This window comes from Nicoliella sp. ESL1113 (genome assembly GCF_058509245.1).
Window position 1 is genome coordinate 839840 of the sequence record NZ_CP196387.1, and the last position, 20651, is coordinate 860490.

Sequence of the window (20651 nt, forward strand, 5' to 3'; positions counted from 1 at the left end):
GTTCTAGAATAATCCGGTAATTTCACCGTTTTCCTTGATATCCATATCCAATGCAGCGGGATGACTAGGTAAACCAGGCATGGTCAAAACATTCCCAGTTAGCGCTACAATAAACCCAGCCCCTAATTTAACTTGGAATTCACGGATATGAATTTTAAATCCAGTGGGTGCTCCATGAACCGATGCGTCATCAGTAAGTGAATATTGTGTCTTGGCCATACATACGGGGAGTTTGTCCCAGCCATTTTTTACGATTTGCTTGAGTTGTTTTTGGGCCTTACTGGAAATTTCGATCCCACTACCTCCGTAAATTTCGGTCACGATTTTGTTGATTTTAGTTTCAATTGGATCTTCAACGGAATAAAGCGGATTAAATGGCTTTTCTTGATCAGCAGCAGTGACAACTAGCTTTGCTAGATCAACAGCTCCCTTGCCACCCTGGGCCCATTCGTAACAAGTAACGCTTGGAACGGCAAAGTTATCATCAACGTATTTCTTTAATTGGTTAATTTCAGCTTCAGTATCACTGGCAAAGTCATTGATTGCAACGATGACTTGCTTACCATACCGACTCATTGCCGAAATATGGCGTCCTAAATTGGCTGAACCTTTCGCTAATGCATCCAAGTCTTCAGTTTCTAGGTTATCCTTATCAGCGCCACCATTCAGCTTCAATGCCCGAATTGTTGCAACGAGCACTACGACATCTGGAGTCTTGCCTAACCGTGGTGAAACGATATCCATAAACTTTTCGCCCCCTAGGTCAGAACCAAATCCTGATTCAGTGACGGTATAATCAGCAGTATTGAGTCCTGCCTGGGTTGCAATGATACTGTTACATCCATGTGCGATGTTTGCGAATGGCCCCCCATGGATGTAGGCAGGGGTGTGTTCAATCGTTTGGACTAGGTTAGGTTTAATCGCATCCTTTAACAATAAGGTTAATGCCCCTTGAACCTTTAGATCCCGAACGTAAACGGGCTTACGGTCATAAGTATAACCAATTAAAATATTACTAATGCGTTCCTTTAAATCCTTAAGATTGCGACTAAGGCATAAAATGGCCATTAATTCACTAGCAACGGTGATATCAAAACCATCTTCCCTAGGAACCCCAGATGTTCTACCGCCAAGGCCAATAACCGTGTGTCTTAGTTCACGGTCATTTATATCTAAAACCCGTTTCCAAGTGATTTGGCGTGGATCAATATTTAATTGATTACCGTGATGAATGTGATTGTCGATTAATGCAGAAAGGGTATCATGAGCCTCAGTAAGGGCGTGAAAATCACCTGTAAAATGAAGGTTGATATCTTCCATTGGAATAACCTGTGAGTACCCCCCACCAGTAGCACCACCCTTCATGCCCATTACGGGACCTAATGATGGTTCTCTTAGTGCGAGCGCAGTTTTATAGTTCAATTCACTCAAAGCATCGCCTAGTCCGACTGCCATGGTCGTTTTACCCTCACCAGCAGCGGTTGGGTTAATCGATGTAACTAGGACTAACTTACCCTTGGTAGCCTGATTAGCTACTGGTAACGTGATTTTGGCTTTATAATGCCCATAAGGCTCGATTTGTTGTTCAGTTAAGCCTAGTTGACCAGCAATTTTGCTAATTGGTAATAATTTACTATCTTGAGAAATTTCAATGTCTGTTTTCAAAATTTTCCACCCCACTTATTTATATGCGTTTATTATACCATTGATTTCAATCACAGAATTAGCTGGTAACATAAAAATACAGTGTCTTTTGTTATAATCAAAGGTAAGTGTAAACTTATTAATTTTCAAATTTTCAATATTTTGCATATCAATATCCAACCAATTAGGATTCATAACGTGGCCAACCTTAAAGTGATGGTCTTCAATTGTAATTTTACGGAAAAGAATTTGAAATGCGCTAATTAGAACAAATAAAACAAAAAAGAAGAGTGTAATCCATGAAAATTGGGTTACTTCGAGCCAAAAAATAATTCCTAATATCAACAAAACGAATGTCCAACTCCAACAAATCGTTGAAGTTAATGGATTGGGTTGGTAAAAAAATGTTCTTTTAGTCGTTGTCATTAAAATTAGATCCCTTCGAATGGAGTGTAAAAAAATGTACAAGCTATATACTGATGCAGCAACATTGAACCATGGCGATATTAATCACGATAAAAGTGCTGGTGGGATTTTGATTTTGAACGCTGGTCAACAATTGCAGTTAAAGGTCCCCCTTACAGATGCTCATGATAATCATACCGCCGAATTTGAAACCTGTATTGTTGGATTTAAAAAATTAATTGAATATATTCCTAATAATTTGCTAAACCAGACCATCGTTTTTTACTACACCGATAGTAAGATCTTAGCAGATAGTTTAACCAAAAAGTATGCTAAACACTATCAACCATTAGTTGATGAGATTTTAAAATTACAATCGCATTTTCAATTAGTCATGAATCAATGGATTCCGGAAGCGGAAAACATGGGAGCTCATGAGTTAGCCCAACAAGCACTTCATCATTACTTCAAATAGGTTTCAATCGGTTTTGTAAATGCTGACCAGTCGGGATGTTGAGGAGCAATGATTTCTTTCGCCAATAACTTTGCGATCATTGGTCCCGTTGTTAATCCAGATGATCCAAGGCCACCACCAATTAAACAGTTATCTACATTAGGTAGGTATCCAAAATAAGGCGCAAAATCGTCTGTATAAGCCCTTGTGCCGACTTTTACATAGTCAATATTGTCCTTATTAATATCTGGAATCAAGCGCTTTGCACTTGCTAAAAGATCACTGATCACTTCTGGACTAGGTGATAAGTCAAATCCCATGTCATTTTCATGGGTCGCACCGATGATGACTTCACTTTGATTTAATGGGATAAAGTCTCGCTCCCCCTCTGGCATTAAAACTGGCATATTATTCAATTCTACTGGATTATTTAAATGAATTTGAATTAATTGCCCTTTTTGGGGGCGTACCATTAAATTTAATCCGATTGTTGCTAGTGTTTCTTTCATCCAAGCGCCCGTACAGAGAATGATTTGATCGAAATTGGTTCCTTTTATTAATTTTATTTTTTTGTTTTCTTTTGTTAAAGTAACTTTTTGCTTTTTACTAGTAAGGTTGCGCATTTGTGCAATCCTTAAAAGATGCTCAGTGTATCTTTGCCCATCAATACGGGCCCCGCCACTGACGAATAACCCAGGGAGTTGATTATCAACCGAGGGAATCAATTGACAAACTTCATCAGCCTTAAGTTTGCGCAACTGCCCCATTAACGGAGCCTCTAAACGTCTGGTTTTGGCCAATGCCAAGAGCTCATCGATTCGTTGCTCTGTATTTCTAGTAATGATCGTCCCGCTTTGCTGGTAAGTGGCTTTATCCATCTGTGTGGTCGTTGCTAATTGATTGACCACCTCAGCCCCCATCCTTGCTAAACGATACCACTTTTGGTTGCGCCGTTTTGATAGCCATGGTGAAATGATCCCAGCAGCCGCTTTGGTGGCCTGCCCAATTCCATCATCAAATAAGGTGACCTCTAAATCCTTCCAATTCGGCGCTGTTGCTAAGTAATATGCAATAGTACTACCAACGATTCCACCACCGATGATTGCAATTTTGCGTTTAGTCATTTTGATGGTTCTTTCTAAAATCAGGATGGCCCCAGTATTGGAAATAATCGGTCCTAATCGAACCGTTGTATAGTTTCCGTTTCTTAGTTGCTTTTTCACCATAGTGTTGTTCGAATTCCAAATCACTGGTTAAAAAGTATTTTGACCAGGTCTGCATCGGCTTAAATACCTGTCCCATTTGATGATAAAGCCGAATAATGCTTTCCTTATCACTCATCCGTTCCCCATATGGTGGGTTGGCTACGATAACCCCATTCATTAAGTCCGTTTTAAAGTCTTGTACGGCCAATTGCTTCGTTTGAATGTCGTACAATAATCCAGCTTCTTGAGCGTTACGCTTAGTAGCTTCGACCATGTTCCCATCAATATCGGAAGCAAAGATCTGTAGCTCAGTATCATAATCAGCATGTGAATCAGCTTCATCGCGCACCTGCTGTGATAGATTGTTTGGGACCCAGTCCCATTCTTCGCATTGAAAATCACGGTTAAAGCCAGGAGCAATGTTTCGAGCAATCAGGGCCGCTTCAATCGGTAATGTTCCAGATCCACACATCGGATCCCAAAACGGCATGTCTGGCTTCCAGTTCGTCAACATAATCAATGCTGCCGCCATGTTTTCCTTTAATGGTGCAATTCCCTTTTCGACACGATAACCCCGTTTGAACAAACTAGAGCCAGTCGTATCCAGTGTCAACATGACCTTATCCTTATTGATCACTACTTCCAATGGAAACTTTGCCCCAGTTTCTGGAAACCGAGTTCGCCGATGATAAACAGCACTCATTTTACTAACCACTGCTTTTTTAGCAATTGCTTGGGCATCCGGAACGCTATGCAGTTTAGAGTTTTTGGAGCGCCCTTCCATTGGAAATTCAGCATCCATCGGAAGTAGCGTCCCCCAATCAAGTGCCTTAGTTTTTTCAAATAACTCATCAAAAGTAACCGCTTTAAATTCACCGACCACAATTTTGATTCGATCGGCAGTCCTTAGCCAAACATTCGTGGTTAAAATATCCTTGATCGTTCCTTGAAAGCGCACCCGACCGTTCTCTACCTGTGTTTCATAACCTAAATCACGTAGTTCTTTGCCAACCAATGCTTCGATTCCAGCAGCACAAGTGGCGATTAAATTAAATTTTTGCATGTTATTGCTCCTTTAAAAAATATAAAAAAGGGGTGAGAGTTAAACTCTCACCCCTTCCTGAAGGTGTAAATCCCTGTAAGCCATGTTTTGTGCTCAATTAAAATTTCAGGAAAAAATTAATTGAGTAGTAATCATCTATCTGAGAAATAAAATTTCTCCCCCATGCTTGGTTCAATTTCCGTACATGAAGCTCCCCTACCGTAGTTTGGGTTTCCCGCTCGAGGGGTTTACCGCGTTCCACCAATTGGATTTCTCCAATTGTTTCGTCACTGTGGCACTTTACAGAGTATTAAAGCATAGCCGAAGCCTTAGCTCGTTTCTCCGCCATAATTACCGAATGGTAATTCCTCGGCTTATTTTTTCGCCGAGCACGAACACTACAGACATCGCAGTCTGTGCGAGAGTGGACTTTCCTCAGCTGATACGAACCAGCCGCGATTACTCAGGATTTACACCAGGTTATAAATTAGAAACGATGGGAGTCAGTTGAACCATTACCCATTTGCGTACCAAAAACCCGTCTTTCCAGATTGGATACTCGTTTTAAAATATCGATCGTCGTCGCATTGTTCATAGCAGGCGCTGGATTTGGTTGTTGGTTTTGGAAACCATCGTTAAAACTATCATTACTAGCTGATCTATTATTTGTAGTGGTATCTTGACCCATCGCAAGCTGACGATTAAGCTCGTCAACTTGGCTCTTTAAACGGTCATTTTCATCCCGCAGTTGTTGATTCATCTTATCAAATGAATTGTAATCCTTGATTACATCATCTAAGAAGCCATCAACATCATTAGGGTCGTACCCACGCATCTTTTGTCTAAATTCCTTATTCAAAATCTGCTTAGGAGTAAAATGAATTTGTTCCATCGTTTATTACACCTCACGAATTTCTCAAGCACGAATAACATTATACCAAAAAAATAAATTATTGAAAACTATTATTTTGATTTTCTTGATATTCATTAGCGGCTTCTTGTAAATCATCAAAATCGATCATTCTTAACTGATAGTCATTAAAACCCATGTAGTTATGAATCGCTTGATAATCATATTGCGCTTTGCCTTGTTTATCTACATCATAAATCATAACCGCCCCATCTGTATGCTTTAACATAAATTCTTGATAATTTCTTAATTGTTGTGGAGATTGGTAGGGCAGATTGCTAACACTTGCAGTAAAATCAACCTTTGACTTTAAAGCATTCAGTTTAATTTGATTTTGTTCGTTCCATTTATTACCGAAATCGGCAAACGGCAGCATCATTGCAACTTGAAATTCATCGGGATAATCCTTTTTTAAATCGTTAGCAACCTCAATTTCCCATTGTTCAATGCCCATTTGTCCGCCTGTAATAATCCAATTATATCCCGATTCAATTGCTTGAATGGTTATATCATGCAAAACTGATTTTAAGACCGCTAACTTCGGGTCTCGATCATTAAAGACCCCCAATTCATAGCTTCGATAACCAGTTAACCAAAGTCGTTTCAAGAAACCACTCCTTCTAAAAAAAATTTAAAAAAACCGCGATAATTGGTATAATTAAAAAAGTAAGTTATTATTTATATTTTAACACATTTAATTTGTTAAAATAAAAGATTGAAAGGTGGTTATATGTCCATTAACTATCCGGGCGGGACTTCCCCCCATAGCTCCCAACCACAAATTAACCACCCACTTAGCACGGTTAATTACGGTGATCGTGGAATGACCCTTGAAGATGAGTTAAATAAGAGTAACCAATATTATCTTGCTAATGATATTGCAGTAATTCACAAAAAGCCGACCCCCATTCAAGTGGTCAAAGTTGATTATCAAAAGCGGACTGCCGCGGTAATCAAGGAAGCTTATTTTAGCAAAGCTTCTACTACTGACTACAACGGTATCTATAAGGGGCGCTATATTGACTTTGATGCCAAGGAAACCAGAAATCAAAATGCATTTCCATTACGTAATTTCCACGAACACCAAGTTGAACACATGCGTAAATGCACCCAACTTGGTGGTATTTGTTTTGCAATTATTAAATTCGTAAAAACAGACGAAATCTTTTTATTCAAGGCGACTGATTTATTTAAATTTTGGGACGCTCAATTTACAGGGGGGCGTAAATCCATTCCAAAATTGACAATTCAAGAACTTGGGTACAATATTAAATATCGACTACAACCACTAATTCCCTACCTAGCGGCTGTTGATCAGATAATTGGTTAAATGAAGGAGTTTTTTTGCATGTCAGATAATAATCAAGAATCCCGAGTGAATCGGAATCGATCTAAGTATCGAAATGGCAATCGCCATATTTTAAGAAAAATCATCCTTAGTCTGGTTGCATTTTTTGTTGTAATCATTACGCTAGGGTTCGGATTATTCTTCTACTACGCCTCGAGTGCCCCTCAAATTACCTATAATGCCCTTTCAAGTGATAATTCCACTAAAATTTACGATTCAACGGGGAAGGTCATTTCCAGATTAGGGGCACAAAATCGTGAATACGTTAAGTCACAAAACATTCCGACCCAACTAAAAGAAGCCGTTGTCTCTATCGAAGACCGCCGCTTTTATAAAGAAGGCGGTGTCGATCCCCTCAGAATCCTAGGGGCTGCATTCGGTAACCTAACTGATTCATCGCTAGGCCTCCAGGGTGGTAGTACGTTAACCCAACAGCTAGTTAAATTATCAGTATTCTCAACTGCAGCATCTGATCAGACCTTAAAACGAAAGGCCCAAGAAGCATACCTAGCAATTAAGGTCAATCGTCAATACTCAAAGGATCAAATTCTAGAGTTCTACATCAACAAAGTTTACATGGGGAATAATGTTTACGGAATGCAAACAGCTGCTGAATACTACTACGGTAAAAAACTCAGCAAGTTGACCCTTCCTGAATATGCCTTGTTAGCTGGGATGCCTCAATCACCTACTAATTACAATCCATACGTATATCCAAAATATGCGAAGGAAAGAAGAGACCAAGTCTTACAGGCCATGGTCCGTAATAAAGAAATTTCACAATCTGATGCTGATAAGGCTAAGGCCGTTAGTGTCAAACATGGGCTTGCTAAGACCCACCATAATACTGATGTCACATCGGTTAATGAAAAATACATTGACGCATATCTAAAGCAGACCCTTCAAGAACTCAAAGCCAAGGGTTACAATACTAATTCAGGATTAAAGATTTATACCAACCTTAATTTAGATAACCAAAAGTACCTTTATAACTTGGCAAATAATAATCAATCAATTGCATTTCCTAATAATCAATTTCAAGTTGGGGCAACAATGATGGACTCCAACAATGGAAAAGTGGTTGCAATGCTTGGTAACCGTAAAACTAAGATTTCATTCGGTCTTAATCGAGCAGTGCAAACTGATCGATCAAGTGGTTCTACAATGAAGCCATTAATGGATTATGGACCAGCAATCGAATACCTGCACTTCCCAACCTATCAGACCGTCCAAGATACTCCATTCACTTATCCTGGGACCACAACTAAGTTAATGGACTTCGATGACCGCTATGAAGGTGATATCTCAATGCGGCGTGCGTTAGTTGAATCCAGAAATATTCCTGCGATCAGGACCTTACAAGAAGTGGGAATCGATCGAGCAACCGAATTCTTAAAGGGATTGGGGATTACCCAAAAGAGTCAATTCCAGCTTCAAAATGGGATCGGTGCCTATATTTCTTCTGAACAAGAAGCAGCCGCATACGCTGCATTTGCCAACGGTGGGACTTACTACAAGCCTTACTACATTAATAAGATCGTAGAAGCCAACGGCAAGGTTCATAACTACGCTAGCAAGGGAACCAAAGCAATGTCATCGGCCACTGCATTTATGATTACCGATATGCTAAAGGGAGTCATGACGGATGCAAATGGTTCTGGAACGGCTGCTAAGGTTGATGGTCTGTATGAAGCCGGTAAAACTGGAACGACCCAATACCCTGATAATTACTTGAGTTCAGTTCCTAGTTATTCTTCGATGGATTCTTGGTTCACTGGATATACCAAGAACTATTCCCTATCGATCTGGACTGGGTACGATAAACCGCTAGAAGCCAATCACTACGTTACTGAACAACAATCAGCAATTGCCCAACAAATCTATAAGTATCAAATGGCATATGCATCGCAAAACAAGCCAAATGAGGATTGGACCAAACCAGATGATGTTGGCGAAGTCAGCAGAAATGGTAAAACTGAATACTACGTTGTGGGCTATAGCAACGGGGTCATGAATAATAGTAATTCATCTAGCAGCGCATCTTCTTCAGTCAATTCCAATTCGAAAAGCGATAGTGAATCAAGTAGCAAGGATAGCTCAAATAGCACTAATAATTCTTCTGGTCGTGCTTCTAGTGATATTGAAAGCAAGCCAAGCGATGGGAACAAAGATAGCAGTAGTTCTTCATCCAGTAGCTCTTCTTCATCCAGCAGTAGTTCCAGTAGTAACGACAATACCAATACCAATGCTACAAATGCAAATAACAATAATGACCAGAATCAAAACAATGGCAATAATAATTAATTCAATTTAAAAAAGGATGCTCGATTTATTATCGGGCATCCTTTTTTGCTACTTAATTTTAAAAATTGGAATATCGGGCCAATTACCATCATCATTATGATTTGAATTTGTTGAATTTTTCTTGTTACGGTAATTATTTAATTCTTTTTCAACATCAGCTGCCGTTCGAATGTTTTTCTTTTCCCAATTCATCAAAATATGATCAATATACTTTAAATTATAAACTTGATTTAGAACTGCTTCACGTAACGCTAGTTCAATTAGTTCTGGTGAATAATGGCTTTGATCGATCCAACCACTAATGGTTTCCAATTCAATCGGTGATAAATCACGACCGAATTCACGTTCAATACTAGCAAAAACGTGTCGACGGCTATTCACCGTCATACTGTCGGTAACATTATTTTCACTATATTCTGGAGTCTGACTAGTAGTTACTGGATAATCGTTGTCCTGAGCACTTAATTCCGCCAATTTTTCATATAATAGATCAAAATCGTACTGATCGAAATCCTTACCGTTTTGGTCTTGCTTAGTTTCAATTGTCATTAGCTTTTTTTGAATTAAATTATGCAGGATTTGATAAATATTTTTACTATCAATATTAGTAGCAGCACTGATTTGATCAATATCAGGGGCGTTGATTCCCCGATCAAAAAAGCGCTTAAATTGAAGATAGATAATTAATTCATTGGCATCCATCCCTAATTTATTATAGTTATCTAATAAGTAATTAGGGATCACAGTTTGGCCACCGATAATTAACCTTTGTGCAAATTTATCCATTTTGAATCTTCCTCCTCACGATTTTAAAAATAAAAAAGTAGCCCCGCGGCTACTTCTATTTTTATGCGCTTATGGCTTAAGACGGTTTAATAGTCTTGGGAACGGAATCGTTTCACGAACATGATCCTCAAGGGTCAACCAAGTTAAGATTCTTTCTAACCCCAGTCCGAAACCAGAGTGAGGAACACTACCATACTTTCTTAAGTCCAGATACCATGAATATTCATTTGGATCTAAACCAGCTGCTTTAATTCGATCAAGCAAGTACTTGTAATCAGTAGCTCTTTCAGAACCTCCAATAATTTCACCATACCCCTCTGGTGCTAATAAATCTGCACAAATAACTACGTCATCACGAGTTGGGTGTGGTTTCATGTAGAATGGCTTAAGCGACTTAGGATAGTTCAAGACAAAGACTGGGCGGTCAAAATGATCAGCTAAGTAAGTTTCTTCTGGAGATCCGAAGTCATCCCCCCACTTAGTATCAAAATCAGCCTTTTGAAGGAGTTCGACTGCTTCATCGTAACTGATCCGTGGGTATGGCACCTTTGTGTAACGCTTAAGCGTTTCAATATCCCGATCTAAAATCGATAATTCGTATTGACAATTATCAATTACGCTTTGAACTAGATATGCAATATAACGTTCTTGAATATCCAAGCTTTCTTCTTGATGCATGAACGCCATTTCGGGTTCGATCATCCAAAACTCAGTCAAATGACGCCGCGTCTTTGATTTTTCAGCACGAAAAGTAGGTCCAAATGAATATACTTTCCCAAATGCTTCGGCACCTGCTTCTTCGTACAATTGGCCACTTTGGGACAGATAGGCGTTGGTATCAAAGTAATCAATGTGGAACAATTCGGTCGTCCCCTCAGGAGCACTACCAGTTAAGATCGGTGCATCGAACTTTACGAAGCCTTCCTTCCCAAAGAATTCGTAAGTTGCCCGAATCACTTGGTCTCTAATTCTAAGGACCGCAAATGGGCGCTTGGAGCGAAGCCATAAGTGCCGATGGTCTAACAAGAATTCAATCCCATGTTCCTTAGGCGTAATTGGGTAATCTTCGGTCTCAGAAATCACTTCAATGTCTTCGATTTCCATTTCATAACCAAATTTAGAACGTTCATCCTTATGAATGATTCCAATTACGTACATACTAGTTTCTTGTCTTAACTTTTTGGCTTCTTCGAACAATTCTTCGGAAACGTTTTTCTTGAGCACGACCCCTTGGAAAAATGCCGTTCCATCCCGTAATTGTAGGAAAGCGATCTTCCCACTAGAACGCTTATTAGTTAACCACACCCCAATTTTAACTTTTTCATCAACGTGGTTTTGAGCGTCGATAATATTAATCTGTTGCATTTAAAACTCCTCCGTCCTTTGTAATTAATAATCTATACGTTTGTAATCGTTTGAATTGCTCGACCATTAGAATAATTCAAAGTGTAATAGCATAGCTTATTAGATTGGTTTAAATAACTAACGATCCAAACCGGTTTATTATTAAATAGCGATGGTGCAGCATTCAGGATTTTTTTAACTTTATCAGCTGATTTGACCTGATTAATTGCATCGGTTTGATTGATCCCCTGACTAGCATTTAAAACCGTTGTACTACCGTTATCCTTGCTAATAATAACATAAAGATTTGAATTATGGTTATTAGTTCCTTGAACTGTATAATAAGTCCGGTTCAACTCGGACGTGTAAAACTTATCCACATTTTGAATTCCTGCTTTTTTAGCAATCGTAATTGACTGCCCCTTCGCTCGGCTAAGTGGTCTTTGAGCCCGAAAAAGTAGGATACAAAAGATGATAATCAATAGCGCAACCACACCATAGGTAATTTTTCTGACCTTTCGACGGTGCTGCTGGCGTAAAAATTCTCTTTGCATGGCGAACTTCCTTTTTACATTGACATTAACAATAACATTATATCAAATCCAAAATAAAATTGATTTATTTTTTAATAAAATTTTTAAAGAAATTAGCAATCGTAAATATTAAGTGATCAGCCGAGATCAACGTGGTTTTAAATTGCCCGTTAATGCTTTTTAAAATCGTTTTGCCAAATGGTTTCTTAACGATACGCGAATCTAAGATGCCAACGAATTGATTGGGGACGCTTAACGCAAGCATCCGATTTAATTGTAAAACCGCATTCGGCAGCAAGAATTGATTGAAAGGATCATTATGATTCTTGGCAATTTGATTTAATATAAAATGATTCCGTTGCGAATCATCTTGAATCAATGGTAAATCAGCAATTAAAATCGAATCGAACTGCTCAACGATTAACTGGCTAACTTTTAAGGTCTCCATTGTCCCAAGCACCGTTAATTGCCCATCATTTAAAATATTTTTAATCAACTTAGCTTGATTGCCGCTAATTTGCTCCGCCATCACGTTAAAGCGTTCATTAACGTGATGTTCAGTTAGTGCAAAGTAAACCTGTCTTAACAATTGATGCGAGCTAAATATTAGATAGTTCTTCTTGGGGCCATCGGTAAGTAACTTCATAACTATCTTGACATAGTAATCAACGTTTGCGTACTCATAATTACTAGCTAATAGTGGTGAGTCTTCGATAATCGTTATCGGATTTGGCTGCACTGAATTATTAATTTGAATTAACCGTTTATTCCTTACAACCATCCCCAGCTTCTTGAACATGAAGTCAACGATTCGTTCATCAACACTCAAATTATCAACTAACAATACTGGCGGAAAGTACTTATATAATCGTTCAGCTAGGTCATTTTCAGGTGATAATAGTTCCTCAGTAAAAAAAGCATTGTTAATATCGTGAACTTGATTAGCATATACCGATATCAATAGTTGCTCACTACGTTCCCTTAGCTGGTGACAAAAATCATGATACTTTTTAATTTCACGAGTCATTTCTAAAACAAGGGCTTGAAAATGATCGATTACAGACTGTTGGGCGATCGAATACCCGCGTTTCGGTCCATTAATAATTCGGTTCGCATTTTCAAAACAGGCCTTCCAAGCAGTTTTAATGTTGTTCAAACGTTGCTTTTCAAAATTATATTCATCACGTAGTTTTCCACTGTCCAAGATACCCCGTAAATGATTATCATTGCCATTAACAAATTCACGACCTAAAAAACGAGTTGAGAGTCGTTTTTGAATTGCAGCTAGCGTATCGTTCATTAAATTCAAGTCACTACTAATGTGTTTGAGTGATTTTTTGAACTGCTTTTGATCACCAATGATTTCATTAATGCATAATGAGTGGGTATTATTGATCGTCCCTTGCATCTTTCTGATCAAAACGTTGATATGATTTAAGTTGAGTGTCACTTTATTGGCGTTTAAAACGCTATTGTTCAACTCTAAAGCATTGTCGATCACTAACAAAGGTTTTTGATTTTGCTGGCTAATCTGTTTGGCATGGCGCAATAAATAGTCATGGGTCGTTATTATTAAGTTCGAGTATTTATTATGGTTTCTTGCTCGTCGCAAAAAGTCAATCCGATAAAATGGTTGACTGGGTCGAATCGACTTGATGCCTTGATGATTGATCTCATTTACGAACGGTGAATCCTTGATCGAAATCAACTCATTTAAATCCCCAGTCGTGGTCATCGTTAGCCATACTAGCAACTGGGCCTTCATGAACTGAAATTGAGTCGATTGATCGGCGACTCTTAAGTTCACAAAGAATCGATTCAGATCAATATAATTATTAGCCGACTTTAAAATTGAATAACTGACCTCAAACGGGGCTAACTGCTTGATCACAGGAATCGTCTTATTTATAAAGTCAATTTCACTCTCCTGGCCTCCCAAACTGATAATGATCTTTTGGTTATGGTTATGACTAATATAAGTCAATGGTAACCCATACCCAAACTTCTTGCCGATGCCCTTGTTAGTTGCCACAAACAGATTATCAGAAGGACTTTTACTATAGTTATCATATATTAAGTTCATCAACTTAACTTGCTCTGGAATGAATTTGATTTGATGATCAAATTCCCCTAATTTTTGATGCGCATTAAAGGGAAATGTGTATTGGTGGTTATCATTATGCTTATGATAACGATTAAATTTACGGACGACCAGGCCATGTTTTTCCATTAAATAATCAGGGAGGACCCGTTTACTATGCACCTGTGATTGATAAATCGATTGAATTAAATTTCCAGTATGCAACGGTAATTGCAAATTCAAACCTAAAATTGACTTTAACGTTTGAATCGGCAAGGTCCGCAACCGTTCAACCAATACTAAAAAAAGGTGCGCAGTTGCAATAGCATCACTACTGGCAGCGTGGGGATGGTCATGGACGATATTAAAGTAACTGGTCAGATCGCGAAGCCGATAACTAGGAACCATGGGCAACAAGATCTGACTTAAGGTTACTGTATCCACCGCTTTAATATTAAGTTTAGCGTGGCCGACTCTTTCAAATTCATGATTTAAAAATGGAAAATCAAAATTAACGTTATGGGCCACAAAAACAGTGCCAGACAATAATTTATAAATCTTATCCGCTAATTCCGCAAACGTAGGTGCAGATTTAATTTCAGAATTAGTAATTCCAGTCAGTTTAGTAATTCTGGTTGGCACCCTTGTTTCTGAATTAACATCCGTAGAATATACTCGAATGATTTTATTATTTTGCACGAGTGTACAACTGAATTGAATAATACGGTTGTCCTCATGGGTACTATTCCCAGTAGTCTCTAAATCAACCACCGAAAATACAGTGTTAGAATTCATCAAATTCACCAATCTTATTCGCTCAAATTTTAAACTAATATCATGATACTACATTTAAGAGATTTATTCTAAATTTAAAGAACCAATTCGAGCATGCCCAAAATTCGTTCACTATCGTATCAGACATCGCGATATTGCGATTAAATAATCTAGACCAATCTAATTCAGAATGCCTTGAACGATAGTCAAAGTCACGTTCCCTAAGATTGAAAATCTTAAAAAATCAGTAACTATAAATATCTAGGCTTCATTAAAATTAATTTTATGATACTATAAATACTGATTTTAGAAAGCGAGCGATAAAATTGAAAAATGAAGCGATCGGAAAAAGTCATGCTAAAATTATTTTGATCGGTGAACACAGTGTGGTCTATGGCCACCCTGCAATCGCCTTTCCCATTGATAGCATTCCAATGACGGTAACGACAAAAACGATCCCGAACGGAATTAGAATCAATAGTGAATTTTATAAGGGGAGCTTAAAAGAAGCCCCCATTAATCTTTTGGGCATCAAACGATTGATCGAAGCGATCTGTCGTAAATTAGCAAAACAACCAGTTAACATCCAAATCAATTTCACGAGTGAAATCCCTTCTGAAAGAGGGATGGGTTCATCAGCTGCCGTTTCAATTGCACTGATTAAGAGCCTCTACAATTACTTTGAAGCGCCGTTGAACAAACAAGAAATGTTCGAACTAAGTGACATCGAAGAAACCATCACCCACGGTAACCCTAGTGGCATTGATACCGCCACGGTGAGTTCGGAATCGCCGGTCTGGTTCATTCATAAACAACAACCAGACTCGATCGAAATGAACTTGAATGGGTATATGGTAATTGCTGACAGTGGGATTCGTGGTCAAACCGACGTAGCGGTTAATTCGGTCCGCCAAATCGTCAATCAGGATCAAAAAGCTAAAGAAGCGATCGGCAACCTTGGTCAATTGACCGAGCAGACAAAAATCGCCCTCCAACACGATGATATCAAGCAACTGGGCCATCTACTCAATCAAGCTCAGTCTCAACTAGATTATTTAGGCATCAACATCCCTAAGACCGAACGCTTGATTCAAGTCGCCACCGCAAGTGGTTCTTTGGGCACCAAATTGACCGGGAGTGGCTTAGGTGGTTGTATTATTGCCCTATCGGATAACCATGCCTCCGCTTTAAAAATTGCCAATGCATTATCAAACGCGGGCGCCGTTAGTACCTGGATCGAAACTTTTTAGGAGTGAACATTATGCAGGAGCAATTCACATGGGCACGGGCTCATACCAACATTGCATTAGTTAAATACTGGGGCAAGCTCGATGAGAAGTTGATCATCCCCCAAAATAGCAGTCTTTCGTTGACCCTGGATCATTTCTATACCGATACAGGAGTCTGGTTTACGAATCAGATCACCGATGATCAACTCTTTATCGATGATGTCAAACAACCAGTCGATGCCAAGGTCAAGACCTGCCTAGACGTAATCAGGACCATGGCTAAAATCGATACGCGGGCCATCGTTAGATCATATAACCACGTACCCAACTCAGCTGGATTGGCATCTTCAGCATCGGCATTTGCGGCCCTTGCCACTGCTGCTTACCATGCGGCGGGACTCAAATTATCAAAAAAACAGCTGTCAATGATCGCAAGAAGGGGCTCTGGATCAGCAACGCGTTCCATCTTTGGCGGCTTTGTAGAATGGCATGGTGGCAATTCGAATGAAACATCGTATGCCATCGACGTCAACCCACCATCTCCCATGGACATTAAAATGATCACCGTCGTCTTGAACCGCCAGCCCAAAAAAATCAGTAGCCGTACAGGGATGAAGGCATCAGTTGAGACCTCACCATACTACCCCGCCTGGAAAAAACAGGCCGCAAGTGATTTGAAAGCCATCAAAGTGGCAATTCAAAATAATGATTTTGCAACCCTCGGCCACATCGCAGAAACCAATGCAATGCGCATGCACGCCTTAACACTTAGCGCCGACCCTAGTTTCAATTATTTCAATGCAGATAGCTTAAGTGCGATCGATTTAGTTCAATCGTTACGAACGAGCGGTATTGATTGTTATTTTACAATGGACGCCGGCCCTAACGTTAAGGTCCTATGTCAATCTAAAGATGAAGCGTTGATCATTAATAAACTCAGAACCATTTTTAATGCGGATGATATCGTCGTATGTAACCCTGGTCCTGGTGTTACAATTATTAAGGACCCACGCTAAAGAAGGGAAATGATTTTTTGATAACCGTTAAAGCACCCGGCAAATTATATATCGCAGGCGAATACGCAATTGTTGAGCCAGGCAACCCTGCAATTTTAATTGCGGTGGATCAATTTATTGAAGTGCAAGCTAATTTTCAAGAATCAATTAGTTCTGCTTGGTCAGACCAAAGTCCCACTAGTGAATTAAAATGGCACCGAGCAAATCCAGCGATTCGTTTTAATGAATTCGACCAAGGGTTCAGCTACGTCGCTTCCGCAATTAAAACAACCGAAGAATATTTACAGCAAAATCATTATGTAATTAGAGATTATCACCTTGCTATCCATAGTGCATTGAATAGTCAAAATGGCCGTAAATACGGATTGGGATCCTCTGCTGCGGTCACGGTCGCAGTTGTAAAAGCAATCTGTAAACTAGCGAATTGTAATGCGAGTTCGATGACCATCTTCAAACTCGCAGCCATTGCCCATTTAAAAGTACAAGGCAATGGTTCATTAGGTGACGTTGCGGCTAGCGTTTATCAAGGCTGGATCGCATATCATTCATTTGATCGTAAGTGGCTATTGAACGTTTTAGAAACCCATTCCATTACAGCAGTCGTGAAAATGCATTGGCCACACTTAAGTATCGAACGCCTAATGCCCCCTGCTGATCTAGAAATCATGATTGGTTGGACTGGCACCCCTGCTTCTACTGCCCACCTATTAGGCCGAGTGACCCACCAAAAGGTTGATCAATCAGATTTTTATCAACACTTTTTAGCAGCTAGCCATAAATGCGTTGATAAAATGATCAATGGATTTCAAAATAATGATTTAGCGTTGATCAAAGAACAGATCAAAGTCAACCGTAGTTTATTAGCCGCATTAACCGCCCATACTGGGGTTATGATCGAAACTTCTAAGCTGACGCAATTATGCAATATTGTAGAGCAATTCGGTGGTGCTGCTAAATCATCTGGAGCTGGAGGTGGGGACTGTGGCATTGCCATCATTGATCGTTCAACTGACATTCATAAAATCATTGAGCAATGGAAACACTGCCATATTGATAAATTAAACCTGCACGTTAGTTATCATCGACAGGAGGAATCTAATGATCAGCCGTCATTCACATCGTAAGAACGAACACGTTTCACTAGCGGAAAAATTTTTTCAAACAAATGCCAACGCTGGGTTTGATCAAGTCCGTTTCATTCATCACAGTCTTCCTGAGATCGGTATTGATCAAGTGGATCCCGCTACCACCCTTTTTAATGGCCAGATCCAACTAAAGTGGCCATTTTACATTGAGGCAATGACTGGTGGCAGCGATGAGACCGGCAAATTGAATCAACAACTAGCTCAAATCGCTAATCAGACTGATCTGGCAATGGCTAGCGGTTCTGCTAGTGTTGCCCTTAAGGACAAAAAGACCCATCCTAGCTTCACTACGCTTCGTGAGAACATGCCAAATGGCATCGTATTTGCTAACATTGGGGCTGGTCATTCACTAGCCGATGCCAATCAAGTGATCCAATTACTCGGTGCGGATGCTTTAGAAGTCCACCTTAATGTCACCCAAGAGATGATTATGCCCGAAGGCGATCGTGATTTTAACTGGCAAGCAGAACTGACTAACATCGTTCAAAACGCTAGCAAGCCGATCATCATAAAGGAAGTGGGCTTTGGGATGGATCAAGAAACGATCAAGACCCTAGTTGAGCAAGTCGGCGCTCGGGCCATCAACATTAGCGGACGCGGTGGAACTAACTTCGCTTTAATTGAAAATTTTCGGCGTAAACACAAAGATTTGGCATTCTTATCTGAATGGGGCCAAACAACTGTCGAATCGCTGCTGGAAGCCCAAGCTTACATCCATCAAGTAGACATCATTGCCTCAGGTGGGATTCGTAACCCATTAGACATCGCTAAAGCGATTGCATTGGGCGCTGATGCTGTTGGCGTGGCCGGTGCGATTTTACACCAGTTGATTCAAAATGGTCCTGAAAAAACGGTAACTATGATTCAAGAATGGCAAACAGGATTAATCACGATTATGACAATGCTAGGGTGTCGCACGATTGCCGATTTACAATCAAAAAAATTATTACTTTCATCAGAATTAATGAGTTATATCACCCAACGACAAATTAAATACTAAAAAACGAGCTGCTGTTCATTATGGACAGTAGCTCGTTTTAATTTAATCATACTTATATAATTATCGTTAATTGACTATTTAACCAAAAACCGTAATCCCTTGGGGAAAAAGTTCTTAATCGTCCCATTAACGTTCTTACCAAATGCGACTGCTTGATCATCACAGATCAATTGATACCATCCCTTAGTCATAACAGCGTCATTAGCAACCTTGATCGTGTCGCCGTGAACATAATCCCCCCATTTTGCATGGTCAATCACTACCGCTTTTTGCATGTCCCGCGGTTGAATCGCTAGGGCCAACGCGTAGCTAGGTTCAAACCGTTTCTTTTTGAACGTTCCTAATAATAAGCCTGGCCGCATTACCTTTAACCCCTTTAAAATAGGCGTTTCAGCATTTAACGTGTACAATTGATCGCCAAAACAAATTAAATCTGTTTTGGGAAAAGTCTTGATATTGGATTTCACAAATGCGGACCAAAGTTGTTTTTGTTCAGCAGTTAGATTGCCCCGTTCATACTTGATCTTACTAGGTTCTTTCAGCCCCCTTGTCAATCGCAACTTAGCAATAAAGTGGCCTTCACCCTTAAAGAGATGTGGGAACAGTCGGACCGCCTTTGCAATTTCTGGATTGCCATCTGCCCATTGCGGTTTTGCATCGACCATTCCATCGTATTTCTTAATTGCAACCATTTCAAATGGATATTCAGCAAGGAGCCAAGCAATAATTTGCTCATCTTCTTCTGGTGCAAAGGTACAGGTAGAATAAATTAACTCACCACCTGGCTTAAGCATCTGAATTGCATCGGTTAAAATATCACGTTGCCGAACTGCACATTCACTAGGATAATCGCGATTCCAATAATTAATGGCATCTGGATCCTTATGAAACATCCCCTCCCCAGAACAAGGAGCATCGACTACAACTTGATCGAAATAAGCAGGAAAGTGCTTCCGCAACGTTTGTGGGTCTTCATTTAAGATCATTGTATTTTGCGCCCCAAAACGCTCTAAATTTTCCACTAAAATCTTAGCTCGTTTATAATTAATTTCGTTGGAAACCAATAAACCAGTGTTGTCCAAAAAACTAGCTAAATGCGTTGATTTCCCACCAGGAGCAGCACAAAGATCCAATACCTTCATCCCATGCTTTGGGGCGGCCACTTCCCCTACATACATTGCACTGGGTTCTTGACTATAAACAGCTCCGCTTTGATGGTCAACGGATTTTCCATTGACCTTCCCATAATAGCCCCATTTACAATACGGAACTGGATCAACTAATTCCTCTTCTTTAGGCCGATGTTGTTTAAGCGGATTGATTCGAAATGCATGGTGGACAGGTTGTTCAAAGCTTTGAAAAAAAGCCTTGGCCTGATCCCCTAATAATTTTTCATATTTTAATTTAAATTGTTCAGGCAATTGCAAAACAA

At 39.6% G+C, this 20651-nt stretch carries 18 protein-coding genes and 1 other RNA gene; 7 read left to right on the top strand and 12 right to left on the bottom strand.

Annotation, left to right across the window (positions count from 1 at the left end):
* Positions 1-3: 3 nt before the first annotated feature.
* Together ACSYTJ_RS03670 and ACSYTJ_RS03675 are read right to left on the bottom strand one after the other, a co-directional pair.
* Positions 4-1665 carry a formate--tetrahydrofolate ligase gene (locus ACSYTJ_RS03670; RefSeq protein ID WP_491719515.1) on the bottom strand — a complete coding sequence of 554 codons (1662 nt, stop codon included), beginning with the start codon at positions 1663-1665 and terminating at the stop codon, positions 4-6.
* A 15-nt stretch (positions 1666-1680) separates the two neighbouring features.
* The gene (locus ACSYTJ_RS03675; RefSeq protein WP_491719516.1) at positions 1681-2070 is read right to left on the bottom strand and encodes an EbsA family protein; all 390 of its coding nucleotides are present in this window, start codon (positions 2068-2070) and stop codon (positions 1681-1683) included.
* A gap of 34 nt (positions 2071-2104) precedes the next feature.
* Between ACSYTJ_RS03675 and ACSYTJ_RS03680 the strand changes: the two genes are divergently transcribed.
* Positions 2105-2524: a ribonuclease HI family protein gene (locus tag ACSYTJ_RS03680; protein WP_491719517.1), complete on the top strand. Its 420-nt coding sequence runs from the start codon at positions 2105-2107 to the stop codon at positions 2522-2524.
* Here ACSYTJ_RS03680 and ACSYTJ_RS03685 read toward each other — a convergent pair.
* From ACSYTJ_RS03685 to ACSYTJ_RS03705, 5 genes are all read right to left on the bottom strand, one after another.
* Positions 2512-3627, bottom strand: a complete 1116-nt coding sequence (locus ACSYTJ_RS03685) for an NAD(P)/FAD-dependent oxidoreductase (protein WP_491719518.1) — start codon at positions 3625-3627, stop codon at positions 2512-2514. The genes ACSYTJ_RS03680 and ACSYTJ_RS03685 overlap by 13 nt on opposite strands.
* Positions 3620-4771, bottom strand: a complete 1152-nt coding sequence (locus ACSYTJ_RS03690) for a THUMP domain-containing class I SAM-dependent RNA methyltransferase (RefSeq protein ID WP_491719519.1) — start codon at positions 4769-4771, stop codon at positions 3620-3622. The genes ACSYTJ_RS03685 and ACSYTJ_RS03690 overlap by 8 nt, the downstream gene beginning before the upstream one ends.
* Before the next feature lie 71 nt (positions 4772-4842).
* Positions 4843-5221: RNase P RNA component class B (rnpB, locus tag ACSYTJ_RS03695), an RNA gene on the bottom strand.
* Positions 5222-5237: 16 nt separating this feature from the next.
* Positions 5238-5642, bottom strand: coding sequence for a cell division regulator GpsB (gene gpsB / locus ACSYTJ_RS03700; RefSeq protein WP_491716280.1), 405 nt, complete (start codon positions 5640-5642; stop codon positions 5238-5240).
* Between the two features lie 58 nt (positions 5643-5700).
* Positions 5701-6267 (bottom strand): SLOG family protein, encoded by a 567-nt coding sequence (locus tag ACSYTJ_RS03705; protein ID WP_491719520.1) that lies wholly within the window; start codon positions 6265-6267, stop codon positions 5701-5703.
* Positions 6268-6390: 123 nt separating this feature from the next.
* Here ACSYTJ_RS03705 and recU point away from each other — a divergent pair, with 123 nt between their 5' ends.
* Both recU and ACSYTJ_RS03715 read left to right on the top strand, forming a co-directional pair.
* Positions 6391-6990 carry a Holliday junction resolvase RecU gene (gene recU, locus ACSYTJ_RS03710; RefSeq protein WP_491716282.1) on the top strand — a complete coding sequence of 200 codons (600 nt, stop codon included), beginning with the start codon at positions 6391-6393 and terminating at the stop codon, positions 6988-6990.
* 18 nt (positions 6991-7008) lie between these two features.
* On the top strand, positions 7009-9312 hold the full coding sequence (locus ACSYTJ_RS03715) for a PBP1A family penicillin-binding protein (protein WP_491719521.1): 2304 nt from the start codon (positions 7009-7011) through the stop codon (positions 9310-9312).
* Positions 9313-9360: 48 nt separating this feature from the next.
* Here ACSYTJ_RS03715 and ACSYTJ_RS03720 read toward each other — a convergent pair whose 3' ends face one another.
* From ACSYTJ_RS03720 to ACSYTJ_RS03735, 4 genes are all read right to left on the bottom strand, one after another.
* Entirely contained in the window at positions 9361-10098 is a 738-nt protein-coding gene (locus ACSYTJ_RS03720; RefSeq protein ID WP_491719522.1) for a DnaD domain-containing protein, read from the bottom strand.
* Between the two features lie 69 nt (positions 10099-10167).
* Complete coding sequence (gene asnS / locus ACSYTJ_RS03725; RefSeq protein ID WP_491719523.1) at positions 10168-11463, bottom strand: asparagine--tRNA ligase; 1296 nt, start codon at positions 11461-11463, stop codon at positions 10168-10170.
* A 32-nt stretch (positions 11464-11495) separates the two neighbouring features.
* Positions 11496-11996, bottom strand: a complete 501-nt coding sequence (locus tag ACSYTJ_RS03730; protein WP_491716286.1) for a cell wall elongation regulator TseB-like domain-containing protein — start codon at positions 11994-11996, stop codon at positions 11496-11498.
* A 64-nt stretch (positions 11997-12060) separates the two neighbouring features.
* Complete coding sequence (locus ACSYTJ_RS03735) at positions 12061-14850, bottom strand: exonuclease domain-containing protein (protein WP_491719524.1); 2790 nt, start codon at positions 14848-14850, stop codon at positions 12061-12063.
* A gap of 305 nt (positions 14851-15155) precedes the next feature.
* Here ACSYTJ_RS03735 and mvk point away from each other — a divergent pair, with 305 nt between their 5' ends.
* The 4 genes from mvk to fni are packed head-to-tail and all read left to right on the top strand — an operon-like array spanning position 15156 to position 19219.
* Complete coding sequence (gene mvk / locus ACSYTJ_RS03740) at positions 15156-16079, top strand: mevalonate kinase (protein ID WP_491719525.1); 924 nt, start codon at positions 15156-15158, stop codon at positions 16077-16079.
* A gap of 11 nt (positions 16080-16090) precedes the next feature.
* Positions 16091-17074: a diphosphomevalonate decarboxylase gene (gene mvaD / locus ACSYTJ_RS03745; protein ID WP_491719526.1), complete on the top strand. Its 984-nt coding sequence runs from the start codon at positions 16091-16093 to the stop codon at positions 17072-17074.
* Between the two features lie 17 nt (positions 17075-17091).
* Complete coding sequence (locus ACSYTJ_RS03750) at positions 17092-18198, top strand: phosphomevalonate kinase (protein ID WP_491719527.1); 1107 nt, start codon at positions 17092-17094, stop codon at positions 18196-18198.
* Complete coding sequence (gene fni / locus ACSYTJ_RS03755) at positions 18173-19219, top strand: type 2 isopentenyl-diphosphate Delta-isomerase (protein WP_491719528.1); 1047 nt, start codon at positions 18173-18175, stop codon at positions 19217-19219. Before ACSYTJ_RS03750 ends, fni begins: the two co-directional genes overlap by 26 nt.
* A 74-nt stretch (positions 19220-19293) precedes the next feature.
* On the opposite strand, the gene ACSYTJ_RS03760 is transcribed toward fni, so the two are convergent.
* Complete coding sequence (locus tag ACSYTJ_RS03760) at positions 19294-20646, bottom strand: RsmB/NOP family class I SAM-dependent RNA methyltransferase (RefSeq protein WP_491719529.1); 1353 nt, start codon at positions 20644-20646, stop codon at positions 19294-19296.
* Positions 20647-20651 lie beyond the last annotated feature (5 nt).

Excerpts from the sequence above, each read along its gene's own strand:
- ACSYTJ_RS03675 (WP_491719516.1), bottom strand. The coding sequence starts at position 2,070 with ATGACAACGACTAAAAGAACATTTTTTTACCAACCCAATCCATTAACT.
- ACSYTJ_RS03680 (WP_491719517.1), top strand. The coding sequence starts at position 2,105 with ATGTACAAGCTATATACTGATGCAGCAACATTGAACCATGGCGATATT.
- ACSYTJ_RS03685 (WP_491719518.1), bottom strand. The coding sequence starts at position 3,627 with ATGACTAAACGCAAAATTGCAATCATCGGTGGTGGAATCGTTGGTAGT.
- ACSYTJ_RS03690 (WP_491719519.1), bottom strand. The coding sequence starts at position 4,771 with ATGCAAAAATTTAATTTAATCGCCACTTGTGCTGCTGGAATCGAAGCA.
- gpsB (WP_491716280.1), bottom strand. The coding sequence starts at position 5,642 with ATGGAACAAATTCATTTTACTCCTAAGCAGATTTTGAATAAGGAATTT.
- recU (WP_491716282.1), top strand. The coding sequence starts at position 6,391 with ATGTCCATTAACTATCCGGGCGGGACTTCCCCCCATAGCTCCCAACCA.
- ACSYTJ_RS03715 (WP_491719521.1), top strand. The coding sequence starts at position 7,009 with ATGTCAGATAATAATCAAGAATCCCGAGTGAATCGGAATCGATCTAAG.
- ACSYTJ_RS03720 (WP_491719522.1), bottom strand. The coding sequence starts at position 10,098 with ATGGATAAATTTGCACAAAGGTTAATTATCGGTGGCCAAACTGTGATC.
- asnS (WP_491719523.1), bottom strand. The coding sequence starts at position 11,463 with ATGCAACAGATTAATATTATCGACGCTCAAAACCACGTTGATGAAAAA.
- ACSYTJ_RS03730 (WP_491716286.1), bottom strand. The coding sequence starts at position 11,996 with ATGCAAAGAGAATTTTTACGCCAGCAGCACCGTCGAAAGGTCAGAAAA.
- ACSYTJ_RS03735 (WP_491719524.1), bottom strand. The coding sequence starts at position 14,850 with ATGAATTCTAACACTGTATTTTCGGTGGTTGATTTAGAGACTACTGGG.
- mvaD (WP_491719526.1), top strand. The coding sequence starts at position 16,091 with ATGCAGGAGCAATTCACATGGGCACGGGCTCATACCAACATTGCATTA.
- fni (WP_491719528.1), top strand. The coding sequence starts at position 18,173 with ATGATCAGCCGTCATTCACATCGTAAGAACGAACACGTTTCACTAGCG.